This window comes from Prevotella herbatica, assembly GCF_017347605.1.
GTDB classification, from domain to species: Bacteria; Bacteroidota; Bacteroidia; order Bacteroidales; family Bacteroidaceae; genus Prevotella; species Prevotella herbatica.
Genome location: NZ_AP024484.1, coordinates 1,430,378 through 1,443,282 on the forward strand (window position 1 = coordinate 1,430,378; position 12,905 = coordinate 1,443,282).

At 37.2% G+C, this 12,905-nt stretch carries 10 protein-coding genes; 5 read left to right on the forward strand and 5 right to left on the reverse strand.

Annotation, left to right across the window (positions count from 1 at the left end):
* Positions 1 to 14: 14 nt before the first annotated feature.
* The 5 genes from prwr041_RS05400 to dapB all read right to left on the reverse strand — a co-directional run bounded on the left by prwr041_RS05400 (position 15) and on the right by dapB (position 6,786).
* On the reverse strand, positions 15 to 3,248 hold the full coding sequence (locus prwr041_RS05400) for a SusC/RagA family TonB-linked outer membrane protein (RefSeq protein WP_207155313.1): 3,234 nt from the start codon (positions 3,246 to 3,248) through the stop codon (positions 15 to 17).
* A gap of 271 nt (positions 3,249 to 3,519) precedes the next feature.
* Complete coding sequence (locus prwr041_RS05405) at positions 3,520 to 4,143, reverse strand: WbqC family protein (protein ID WP_207155314.1); 624 nt, start codon at positions 4,141 to 4,143, stop codon at positions 3,520 to 3,522.
* Positions 4,140 to 4,517 carry a signal peptidase I gene (gene lepB, locus prwr041_RS05410; RefSeq protein WP_207155315.1) on the reverse strand — a complete coding sequence of 126 codons (378 nt, stop codon included), beginning with the start codon at positions 4,515 to 4,517 and terminating at the stop codon, positions 4,140 to 4,142. The genes prwr041_RS05405 and lepB (prwr041_RS05410) overlap by 4 nt, the downstream gene beginning before the upstream one ends.
* Positions 4,518 to 4,579: 62 nt before the next feature.
* Complete coding sequence (gene lepB, locus prwr041_RS05415) at positions 4,580 to 6,025, reverse strand: signal peptidase I (protein ID WP_207155316.1); 1,446 nt, start codon at positions 6,023 to 6,025, stop codon at positions 4,580 to 4,582.
* A gap of 5 nt (positions 6,026 to 6,030) precedes the next feature.
* Positions 6,031 to 6,786: a 4-hydroxy-tetrahydrodipicolinate reductase gene (gene dapB / locus prwr041_RS05420; RefSeq protein WP_207155317.1), complete on the reverse strand. Its 756-nt coding sequence runs from the start codon at positions 6,784 to 6,786 to the stop codon at positions 6,031 to 6,033.
* 239 nt (positions 6,787 to 7,025) lie between these two features.
* Here dapB and prwr041_RS05425 point away from each other — a divergent pair, with 239 nt between their 5' ends.
* The 5 genes from prwr041_RS05425 to miaB all read left to right on the forward strand — a co-directional run bounded on the left by prwr041_RS05425 (position 7,026) and on the right by miaB (position 12,877).
* Positions 7,026 to 8,468, forward strand: a complete 1,443-nt coding sequence (locus prwr041_RS05425) for a calcineurin-like phosphoesterase C-terminal domain-containing protein (protein WP_207155318.1) — start codon at positions 7,026 to 7,028, stop codon at positions 8,466 to 8,468.
* Between the two features lie 246 nt (positions 8,469 to 8,714).
* Positions 8,715 to 9,335: a porin family protein gene (locus prwr041_RS05430; protein WP_207155319.1), complete on the forward strand. Its 621-nt coding sequence runs from the start codon at positions 8,715 to 8,717 to the stop codon at positions 9,333 to 9,335.
* 174 nt (positions 9,336 to 9,509) lie between these two features.
* Entirely contained in the window at positions 9,510 to 10,505 is a 996-nt protein-coding gene (locus tag prwr041_RS05435; protein ID WP_207155320.1) for an NAD-dependent epimerase/dehydratase family protein, read from the forward strand.
* Complete coding sequence (locus prwr041_RS05440; protein WP_207155321.1) at positions 10,502 to 11,464, forward strand: phosphatase PAP2 family protein; 963 nt, start codon at positions 10,502 to 10,504, stop codon at positions 11,462 to 11,464. Before prwr041_RS05435 ends, prwr041_RS05440 begins: the two co-directional genes overlap by 4 nt.
* Before the next feature lie 75 nt (positions 11,465 to 11,539).
* Positions 11,540 to 12,877, forward strand: coding sequence for a tRNA (N6-isopentenyl adenosine(37)-C2)-methylthiotransferase MiaB (miaB, locus tag prwr041_RS05445; RefSeq protein WP_207155322.1), 1,338 nt, complete (start codon positions 11,540 to 11,542; stop codon positions 12,875 to 12,877).
* The last annotated feature ends 28 nt before the right edge of the window (positions 12,878 to 12,905 follow it).

A 12,905-nucleotide genomic window follows, 5' to 3' on the forward strand; every position in this document is an offset into this window, starting at 1 on the left:
GTAAGATTATTAATTTAGAATTGTACACTTAATCCCAATGAATAAGTACGAGGTGTTGGGTAACGACCTGTATCAAGACCTGTATAGAGAAGACTTCCCTGACCACATTCAGGATCACCATATTTATTGTAACCTGATATACATGCAAGATTACTAATAGACATGAAAGCGCGAGCAGAAGTTATCTTCAATGGAGCGAGCCACTCTCTTGGGAATGTATAACCAATCTGTATGTTATTAATCTTCAAGAAGTCACCATTCTTTACCCAGAAATCAGATACACGGCAGTTTGAGTTCTTATCATCAAGAATACTCAAGCGAGGAAGACTTCCATTAGGATTTACAGAGAAAGACTCGTTATAAGCACTTTTAAGGATGTTTGGAACTGAAGGATCATCAACTGGTTTCATTGTAGAAAGTCGCATTGCTGAGTAAGAAAGGACCTTCTGACCAAGTACACCATAAGTGTAAATAGAGAAATCCCAATTTTTATAAGTTGCATTCAAGTTAAGACCGAAGTTTACTTTCGGGAAACCATTGCCAATGATGTCAACATCGTTCTCGTCAACTTTGCCATCATTATTAAGATCCTTATAATAAAGGTCACCTACGTGAAGTCCATCCTGATATATGCCACCTTTTGCTGACTTATTTAATTCATCAAGCTGAGCCTGAGTACGTACAATACCAGCAGCCTTGTAACCATAGAATGAACCTACAGCATAACCTTCACGGCAGATAGAGTGGTTGTTCCACTTCAAACCATCGCCATTAACAGCCTGAACATTAGAACCATCAATATTAGAACCATCGTTACCACCAGAACATGTGTTCATAAGATCGTTACCAAGCTTAACAACCTTGTTCTTCAGTGTTGAACCTGTGATGGTTGCACCAATAGAAAAATCCTTATTAAAGTTATGGTTGTATCTTGCACTGAATTCAAAACCAATGTTGCGGATTTTACCATTGTTGCAATAATATGTCTGATAGCCAGAAGATGGTCGTACAGAAACATCAATAAGTACATTTTTAGAATTACGAATAAAGTAATCAAATGACATATTTAAATCACCCTTAAGAAGAGAGAAATCAAGACCTAGATTAGTTTGTTCACTTGTTTCCCATTGTAAATTAGGATTTGCAATAATCAACTGAGCTATACCATTAGCGGTGTTAAAATTTTGGGTTGTAGCACCATCAGAATAGAAATGATATTGAGTAGCACCTAACTGTTGAAATGCAAGATCTGTAGGGTTACCTGCATTACCTGTTCTACCCCAGCCAAGACGAAGTTTAATATTACTTATAGCGCTAATATCTTTCATCCAAGGCTCTTCAGACATACGCCAAGATGCTGCTGCAGAAGGGAATGTTCCCCACATTTTTTTTAAGCCAAAGTTTGAACTACCATCACGGCGAACAGTTGCAGTCAAGTTATAACGATTCATCAAACTATACATCAAACGACCATAATAAGAGATGAAACGAGACTGAGCATTAAAACCACCACCGCAGTCCTTGGTAGAAAGATTATTGGTAAGAGAAATTAAGCGAACTGTTTCTGCTGGGAAATCCTTTGCGCTAGCATTTAACCAATAACCTTTGCCTTCACTAACAGAGTTACCTGCCATTGCTGTAATATCATGAATATCGTTAGCCCAATGATAAGTAAGATAAGTTTCAATACTCTTGTCGTAACTAGAATTCTGTGAAAGGCTAAAACTACGTCTAGTGTCGATATTGTTCATTGCAACTTGTTGTCCGCCATTATAACGAACAACAGGAGTCTGCCAGTTGTAATTATCTTGTGCATTATGATTGTAAGAATATATTGATTTAAGGTGAAGTCCCTTAATAGGATTCAAATCAATATAAACATTAGCTAAAACACGATTATTACGTGTTGGGCTATCAAGTTCCATCTGCTTAGCATAGAAGTTATCAGCACTTCCTGATATTTCATTACCAGTTGCAGAGTTCTGCCAGAATGTACCATAAGTACCATCAGCATTAACAACATTTGGTGATACAATCTTGCCATTTGCATCTGTATAGTCCATTGTAGGAGCTAATGTTGCATAGTCACGAACAGAAGAAAGGTTGGTATTATTACCAAAACCATTATTACTTCCTCTATTAACATCATGAGTAAAGTTCAAGTCACCACCAATCTCAAGATAATCATTAACCTGAGCTTTCATAGTTCCACGAAGATTCATACGACGATAGTTGGTATTTACGACAACACCTTCGTTATCCAAATAGCCTGCAGAGAAAGAACTTTGGAATTTCTCTGTACCACCACTTATGTTAACAGAATAGTTCTGACGAAGAGCTGATCTGGTCATTTCTTTCTGCCAATCAATCGTCTTACGCTGACCATCATATTTTTCACCGAATATAGGCATTGCAACGTTTGTTCCATCACCTTGACGAGCCAGACGAATTGCTTTTGCATACATATCAGCATCTAGGGTATTAAGTGTGCTTGCAAGAGTTTGAACACTCCAACCAGCGTTTACGTCTACATGAAGAGCACCCTTTGAACCATGCTTTGTGGTAATCATGATGACACCGTTTGCACCACGAGCACCATAGATAGCTGTTGCAGAAGCATCTTTTAATACTTCTATGTTTTCAATATCCTGAGGATTCAAGAAGTTAGCATTATTACCAACTTGGACTCCATCAACAACATATAGAGGTTCCGACTCATTACCGATGGTCCCGACACCACGTATATGTACCCGTGCCATGGCATTTGGAGCACCATCCTGAGTTGTAACGATAACACCAGGAGCAGCACCTTTCAGTCCGTCGGCAAGGTTTATAGGAGCTTTTTTCATCATTGACTTTGTGTCAACAGAAGCAACTGAACCAGATATATCACTACGTTTTGCGGTACCATAACCAATTACTACTACATCATTAAGAGTACTTGCGTCTTCCTTCAATGTAATATTAATGTTTTTACGTCCGCCAATATTCACGGTTTGGGGAACAAAGCCCACATAAGTGATATTTAACTTAGCATTTGGAGCAGCTGAGATCTGGAAACTTCCATTAAAATCTGTAATAGCTCCTTCCTTTGTGCCCACAACTCGAATCGTCGCCCCAATTACAGGCTCACCTGATTCATCATTTACTATTCCTTTGACTATGCTTTGAGCCGATATTCCCAATGGGAATAAACAAAGCAAGAATAGCAACACTAACGGCTTTTCAATAGATTTTAGATAATCCATGTTTAACTTTGTTAGATAATTATTAGGTTGTTATATTAGATGTTTGACTTACTATTTATATCAGCAAGTGTATGTTTACAAATGTTGCATAGTATTAGTATCAATTATGATTACGGCGGCAAATTTATATATTATTGAGGATTATGATACTAAAAAATAGCTCATTTAAATTTCATAATGTTTCATGTACTACTTTTGTTCCACATATAACAAAAAAGTTGCCCGTATCCAAAAATACTGGCAACTATATATTTTTTATGATAATATAAATCTAAAGATAAAACACAGATTCATTTCCCTCATTAAACAATAAGTCAAGAATACTCATATTTGGTTGGAAATCAAATTTATGCTGATACACCTGGTAATATTTTTTAGGTTGGAAATCATCATCTTTTCCAGGATGTTTTGGACGTATGACATCACGAAAATCCACAATCTCTTCACCTAGTAATGTCGTAAATTTGTCTGTAAGCCTCATGATTGGGTGAATATCCAAAAGCTCATTCATCTTTTGTGTTATTGCCATATTGAAATCAATAAGGAAGTCCCACTTTTTTTCGTAGAAAGGGCGTATGTCATCCTGATAATACTCAAAGAAAGGACTTTCACCATAAGCTGAAGTTAAAGCATTCCAATGAATATGTCGCCAATTGCCATGATCAGAGATGCGAATATCCTTCATGGGTGTCTTTGATATTGATGAGTCTTCAATTGCGGTCACCGGAATACTAAGTGACAGGAGTCCATTAGTAGTAGGTATGACACATCGATTGCGATAAGTCTGCTTGATAAAATTATCATGCTGTTCAATCATGCAATGGTCATAGCTATTTAGTTTCTGATACCATTGTATAGGACCAAAATATGTAGAAGAAAGTAATGCTGTTGTCAAAACGGAAGATTGTATAATCGGTATGCCTTGCCATTTATGCAATGATAAGGTACAAGTAATTTACCACGCCCTATATTAATAAGGTATTCATGACAATATTTACACCTGCACTTTCGGCAACATACCGTAGGTATAACAAATTTGTCTTTGCCAACAGTGATCGTATCTCCAGGCAGAGCTTCGATTCTACCAATCAACTTAACACTGTCACCAAAGACAATTAAATCATTTTTTTTAAAATCAGTACGTGCCAATCTATTCACTATCACTCTGTCACCATTCTTCAACAAAGAATTTTCTGGTACTTTATAGACAGCAAAAGCAAAGGTGCGCACCGCTAATACGATTAAAAACGCAGCCAAAATTGATATCATCCATTTCAGGAATAGCCGCATATCAATCAGCCTCCCCATTTGAGGGAAGGCTTTAATAAATATTATTTAATGTTATCGACAAGATTAAACAGACGATTCCATCTTATACCACTGAGACCTGGATGATCTGGATTATGGCTCCACCATATAAATATAGGCTTTCCTACGATATGGCTCTCTGGTACAAATCCCCAATAACGAGAATCGGCACTGTTATGACGATTATCACCCATCATCCAGTAATAGTCCATCTTGAACTTGTAGCTATGTGCCACCTTGCCGTTTATATATATATTTCCGTTTACAATCTTTAGATTATTACCTTCATATACATGTATAGGACGCTCATAGATAGCAATATTGTTCATATCCAATTTCACAGTTGCACCCTTCTTTGGTATCCAGATAGGACCATAATTATCGCGAGTCCAACCAGTATATCCGTTTAGAGGATATAAATCTCCAGTCTGAGCATCTGTGTTAAGACGAATACTCTGCACAATATCCTTGCGCTTAGATAAAGCCTTAACAGCTTTCTTTGTGAGAGGAATAAAACCGTATTGGGTAAGACCTGTTATATCTTCTGTTGATATACCGAGTTGATCCATTAATTCCTGCGGCATAGGGCATCTGAGTTTTACATAATAAGAATACTGAACATTATCCGGTTCTTTGTTTGCCTTTCCGTTAAGATATACTATTCGGTTCTTTATCTGCAAAGTCTGTCCTGGAAGTCCTACACAACGTTTTACATAGTTCTCACGACGATCAGCAGGACGTGTAATTATCTCACCATATTCCTGCTGATGACTCAATATATAATTACGACCAAGTGCATAAATCATATCAAAATATCTGCGCTGCTGAATTCTGTTAAGTGACTTCAGCTGTGGCATACTATGATTTTGCTGATAAAGTTGTTCTCCAATGCCATAAGACATCGCATAATAGTCTTGCTGTTGCCATTGATCAGAAGAGCAAATTGTGTCACCTGCAGGATAATTGAAAACGACAATATCATTAAGCTTCACATTACCCAAGCCTTTAACACGACGATAGTCCCAATGTGGCCATTCAATATAACTTTTGGCATTTACGACAGGGAGTGTATGCTGAGTTAGTGGCATTGTGAGCGGAGTCTCTGGAATACGCGGACCGTAACTAACCTTGCTTACAAACAAATAGTCACCCGTGAGCAGACTCTTCTCTAAAGAAGATGAAGGAATAACAAAGTTCTGGAAAAAGAACAGATTAATGAAATAGACAGCTACAAGAGCAAATACAAGTGCATCAACCCAACTCATAAGGAAACGAGTAGGCCCCTCAGCATCCTTCCACCATTGCCATCTTATTTTTTTTGTAATATATACATCATATATAAACGGTACAACTATTAGTCCCCACCAACTTTTAACCCATAGTAGGAAAAGTAGGTAACAAACTAGAACTACAGTAAACTTAGTCCATTGAACCTTAGAATTAATCTTGGTTTTGTTTTTATCAATCATCGTTATTAGAATTTAAAAAGATCACTTGTGGTAAGCAATCCTGTATGTTCTTTTGTATATTCAGCCGCAAGAACAGCACCTAGTGCAAATCCTTTTCTGCTATGAGCATCATGAGTTATCGTGATTTTATCTGCCTCACTATCATAGCTTATTGAGTGAATACCTGGTACTTCATCACGACGTATACTAGCTATCGCTAACTGATTCTCGGCAACTTCATTGCTGCCTTCTTCTGTTCCATCAGCATTATGCTGAAACCCTTTAACCCATTCTGTTTTTCTATCAAGATTATCTATCACTTCCTCAGCAAGAGTAATTGCTGTCCCTGACGGAGCATCCAACTTATGAATGTGATGAGTTTCCTCCATTTCAACATCATACTGTGGGAAATTATTCATTATCTTCGCAAGATAACGATTTACAGCAGAGAAAATAGCTACACCAATAGAAAAATTTGATGCCCAGAACAATGTCTGTTTACCGTCTTTAGTAAGAGCCTCAACTTCTGATTTATGGTCTTTCATCCAACCAGTACTACCACTCACAATCTTAACATTGTGTTTGAAAGCCTTTAAATAGTTGCCATAAGCAGCTGTAGGATTAGTAAACTCTATCGCAACATCTGCACTAGCAAACTCTGGAGAATCAAAATCCTGAGGGTTACTGACATCAATCTTGCAAACAATTTCATGACCACGCTGAAGGGCTATTTCCTCTATCATGCGTCCCATCTTTCCGTAGCCAATCAAAGCTATTTTCATAATCTATATAAATTAAGAATATTCTAACTTGCAAAAATAATTCTTTAAAGCCAAACTACAAAATATAAATTCCTATTTTAACGTTTATTCCAAAGATATAAACCGTCAGACATTGATTATCAAGAGATTTGGTGCTTACAGCAATATATTTACCGCGCATTTAAATTATTTATCTTAATGTGTATATGCTATAAAAAAATAATAGTAATTTTGCAGCGTTATTTATATAAATATTATAGATGAAAAGATTTTCTTTATGGCTTTTTCTTGGCTTAATGTCATCAACAAGCATGGTAGCACAAAACTACAAGATTACCGTTATGGGTAAAGTGTGCAATCAATTGGGGAACGGTATTCCTAACGTTGTTGTGAATGACGGAGCAAACTTCGTAAAAACGAACATGAAAGGTGAATATCGTATTGTAGCAGACACTACTAAAAGCAAGTTCGTTACTATATCAACTCCTTCTGAATACATGCTCCCACATAAGGATGGTATAGCTTATGGATTTTATGCCGCAATAAACAAGTTAAAAGGCAAATCTGTCAGAACACACAACTTCATATTGAACAAACGTGAGAACGAATCTGACAAGTTTTATTACATCGCGATTTCTGATCCGCAAATAAACGACGAGCATGATTATAAGCGTTGGTGCAATGAAACTGTAAAGGATTTAAAGTCCGAAATATCACGTATGAATAAAGAACGTGAAGTAATCGGAATAACGCTTGGAGACTTGGTATTCAGTAAACGAAATATTTGGGAACCTTTTAAAAAGTCTATCAAAAACACAGGAATGACAACATTCATGTGTATAGGTAATCACGATATGATTAAGAGTATACCCAGTCTAGAGAATTCTCCAAAGGGGGCAAAGATATATTCCGAGATGGATTTTATGAACTACTTCGGACCTACAGATTATTCATTCAACATCGGAAAAATTCATGTTGTTACAATAAACAACATCAACAACATGCAACATAACAAATATGTTGAAATGCTTACGCCGTCTAAATTAGAATGGTTACGAAAAGACCTCAGCTATATTCCTAAAGGATCTATGATCTTCTTGAATATGCATGCCCCAGGATGGAACAAATGGTATCCATACGCAAATATGCATAATACTCCTATGCTTGACAAACTTCTGCAAGAATATGATGTTCACGTATTCTGTGGACACTCGCACTTTTACCAAGACGTTGACGTAAACGAACATCTTTACCAGCATAACATAGGTGCTGCCGGGGGTGCTTGGTGGTGGGGAGACGTAAACAGATGCGGTGCACCAAACGGATATATGATTGTAGATGTTGACGGAACAAAAGTCAGATGCATTTACAAAGCAACTGGGAAACCCACAGAGTACCAAATTCATGTGTATAAAAAAGGAGAGTTTAGTACACAAAAAGACTTTATAGTTGCAAACGTATGGGATTATGACGACAAGTGCAGCGTAGAATGGATACAAGACGGAGTGAACAAGGGCAAAATGGAACAATTCAAAGATAAGGACGAGGAGTATTCTAGAATTAAAAACGAGCATCATGTAAATCTGCCTGAATGCTATACGACTCATTTGTTTCGCCTAAAACCAGAACAAGGTGCAAAAAAAATAGAAATTATTTTCACAAATCATTACGGAGATAAATACAAAGAAAACATTGTATTATGATAATATAGATTGAAAGTTAACCGTCTTCTAATCATAAAACTTCCACTGTGTCCTTGCTTTTTAAATTCTAATTAGCAAAAACACAGTGGCAATACAGTCTACTGTTTGTTTAAAAATATAACAACCATATTTAATTTATACTTTAAAAGAGATAAACCATATAAAACAAATATTTAATTTTGCTTTATTAAAGATTTATACTACCTTTGCAAAAATATATTAACTATTAATGTAAACTTAAAGAAAATGAAAAAACTAATCGTTTTAATTAGTTTGTTGGTAATGACTGTAACAGCTTATTCACAGCAGTTACGTCCTGGGTCAATCACTATAACACCAAAGATGGGTGTTAACGCATCAAGTTACTTTGGTGACGACAATGAAGGTTGCGAATACAAGGCTGGATTCACAATCGGAGCCGAAGGTGAATACTACGTAAAGAACTGGTTGGGCATATCAACTGGTCTTATGTATTCCCAGCAAGGCTGCAGTGCCGGTAAATATGGCTCCTCTGACGCTAAAATCTGTACAGAATATCTTAATGTGCCTGTTTTATGCAATTTCCATCTTGGCAAATGTTTCTCACTTAAAGCAGGTCTGCAACCTGGTGTTAACTTGAGTGCGAAAGCAAAAGTTGGAGATGTTAGCGCAAACTTGTCTAGATCGGGTGTTGACGCAAAAACATTTGATATTGCAATGCCAATAGGTATGAGTTTTGCATTCAATAATTTGGTTATTGATGCTCGCTATGCTCTTAGTTTAAACACTGCCTTTAAAGGGAAAAACAACTATGGCGATCTTAGTAATGCCGATTTATACAACAGTGTATTCTCTTTAACTTTAGGATACAGATTCAACTTGAAATAATCACAAAAGAGACAAGTTATTTCACTTAAAATATATGAGCCCCTGCTCATACAGAAATCATCATTATAATTTTGATTACTTCTGTATGGACAGGGGCAAAATGATTAATAATTAATAAAATACTTTGCGCTTAATGAAATTTGCATTACTTTTGTTTCCCAAATAGCTATTTTGATGAAGATATTAGTAACTGGTGCCAGTGGTTTCATTGGCAGCTTTATTGTGGAGGAAGCACTCAGAAGGGATATGGAAGTATGGGCTGCCGTGAGGAAAAGCAGTTCAAGGAAGTATCTTACCGATGAGCGTATAAATTTCATAGAACTTAATCTATCCTCGGAAGATGATTTAAGGCAACAACTAGCCGGACATGAGTTCGACTATGTCGTGCATGCGGCAGGTGCTACCAAGTGCCTACATAAATCTGATTTCTTCAAGACCAATACCGATGGAACAAAAAATCTTGTTCATGCACTGATTACATTGAAGATGCCTATCAAGCGATTTGTATACATCAGCAGCCTAAGTATTTTCGGTGCCATTAGGGAGAATTCTCCATATATGGAAATTGAAGAAAACGACATTCCACGTCCTAATACTGCCTACGGGAAAAGTAAACTAATGGCAGAAAAGTTTCTGGACACTATTGGAAATGATTTCCCTTATGTAGTATTGCGTCCTACTGGAGTTTATGGACCTCGAGAGAAAGACTATTTCATGATGGCAAAGACGATTAAAGGGCATATAGATTTCTCTGTTGGTTTCAAGCACCAAGATATCACATTTATATATGTTCAAGACCTCGTACAAGCAATATTTCTGACATTTAATCGTGGTAAAAACGGAAGAAAATATTTCTTAAGTGACGGCAATATTTATAATTCTACTGAATTCAGTAATTATATTCATGAAAATCTTGGACGCCCATGGTGGATAAGAATAAAAGCACCTATATTCATACTGAGACTTGCAACATTGGTTGGTGAATATATAGGAAAAATCACAGGTAAGACATCAGCACTTAACAACGATAAGTATAACATTTTAAAACAACGCAATTGGCGCTGTAATATAGAGCCTGCCGTAGACGAATTGGGCTTTCATCCACAATATGACCTGAAACGCGGTACGGAACTCGCTATTAAATGGTATAAGGATAATAATTGGTTATGATAAATATAAATAAATGGTTTGCCATTGAAAAGAAACCTGCGAGGGGGCTTCTGCCACTTGAATGGGCAGTGTTGGCATATATGGCATTTACGTTGCTTATAGTTCTATTTACTTATACAAAACTTGTAAATCCAGACTCTATGATATGGGGGCGTATACGTATAGGTGCTATAACAATAGCAATGTGGATTGTTTATAAAATGTTACCATGCCGTGTAACCCTTTTTACACGTATATCAGTACAGATGGCATTATTGGCTTGGTGGTATCCTGACACATACGAGATCAATCGCATGTTCCCAAACCTTGACCACCTATTTGCCACGTGGGAACAAAGCCTGTTTGGCTTCCAACCAGCATTAGATTTCTCTGCCAGATTTTCGTCTCACATCATAAGCGAACTGATGGATTGTGGCTATGCAGCCTATTATCCAATGATAGCATTAACTGTGTTGTTTTATTTTATATACAGATATAATGAGTATCACAAAATAGCATTTGTGATCATGGCATCATTCCTTGCTTATTACGTTATATACGACATAGTGCCAGTTGTGGGACCAACATTCTACTATAAGGCTGTAGGGATAAGTAATATTACGCACGGAATATTCCCAGATGTTCAATATTATTTTAGTAATCATCATGACTGTCTGCCTAGTCCTGGATATACCGACGGCATATTCTACGACTTGGTTGAAGACGCGAAAGCTGCCGGAGAAAGACCTACCGCTGCATTCCCAAGCAGTCATGTAGGAATATCGACAATATGCATGTTGCTTGCATGGCATAGCAGAAACAAAAAACTACTGTTCATTATGCTACCTTTCTATGTGTTCCTATGTCTGGCGACAGTATATATACAGGCACATTATGCAATAGATGCAATTGCAGGATTTATAACAGCTCTGATATTTTATTTCGGTTTTTCTCTTCTTGCCGACAAATGGCATAAATAGTTGAAAACCAACAAAGATCATTAGATTATCAATTATAATTAGTAACTTTGCACACTAATATTTATCAAATAAAAAATGGATAAAAAACTATATATCGAGACATACGGCTGTCAAATGAATGTAGCCGACAGCGAAGTAGTTGCCTCAGTAATGAAGATGGCGGGATATGACGTTTGTGAGAACGAAGATGATGCCGATGCTATCTTTCTGAATACATGCAGTATTCGTGAGAATGCAGAAAATAAGATTTACAACAGACTTGACACTTTACATGCCGAACAGAAAAAAGGACGTAAGCTAATACTTGGTGTCCTTGGATGTATGGCTGAACGTGTGAAAGACGACCTCATACAAAATCATTATGTAAACTTGGTATGTGGACCAGACTCATATCTCGACCTACCAAGCATGATTGCGGAATGCGAAATGGGTAACAACGCAATGAACACAGATTTATCTACGACAGAGACCTATCGCAACATCTTACCACAACGTATTGGCGGAAATCATGTAAGTGGTTTTGTTAGTATTATGCGCGGATGCAACAATTTCTGTCATTACTGCATTGTACCTTATACTCGCGGACGTGAACGCAGCCGTGACGTTGAGAGTATACTTGCAGAAGTGAAAGACCTTCACGATAAGGGGTTTAAGGAGGTGACTCTTCTTGGTCAAAACGTAAATTCTTATGGTTTGTTACCAAACGGGAAACGTCCTGAAAATGGAGTATCTTTTGCAGAACTATTACACAAGGTTGCTCAGAGCGTACCAGATATGCGTGTAAGGTTCACTACTTCAAATCCAGAAGATATGACAGAAGATATTCTTCACGCTATCGCAGACGAACCAAACCTATGCAAACATATCCATTTCCCTGCACAGAGCGGAAGCAACAAGATCTTAAAACTTATGAACCGCAAATATACCCGTGAAGATTATCTATCAAAAATCAATGCGATAAAGAGTATCATTCCAGGATGCGGCATCACAACAGATATCTTCGTAGGCTATCACGATGAGACAGAAGAAGATCATGAACAGACACTTTCCCTCGTAAAAGAAGTAGGCTTTGATTCAGCATTCATGTTTAAATACAGCGAACGTCCTGGAACTTATGCTGCAAAACATCTGCCCGACAATGTCTCTGAGGACTTGAAAATATCACGTCTTAACCAACTCATACAGTTGCAAACCGAGATTAGTGCACAACAGAACAAGAAAGACGAAGGAAAAGAATTTGAAATTCTTATAGAACGTTTCAGCAAGCGAGACCGTAATCATCTTATGGGACGCACACAGCAAAATAAGGCTGTAGTTGTAGAGAAGGGCAATCATCATATCGGAGAATTCGTAAACGTAAGAATCACCGGTTCCACTAGCGCTACTCTATTAGGTGAAGAAATAAAAGCCTGACAACAGGTACCACATTATATAATTATAT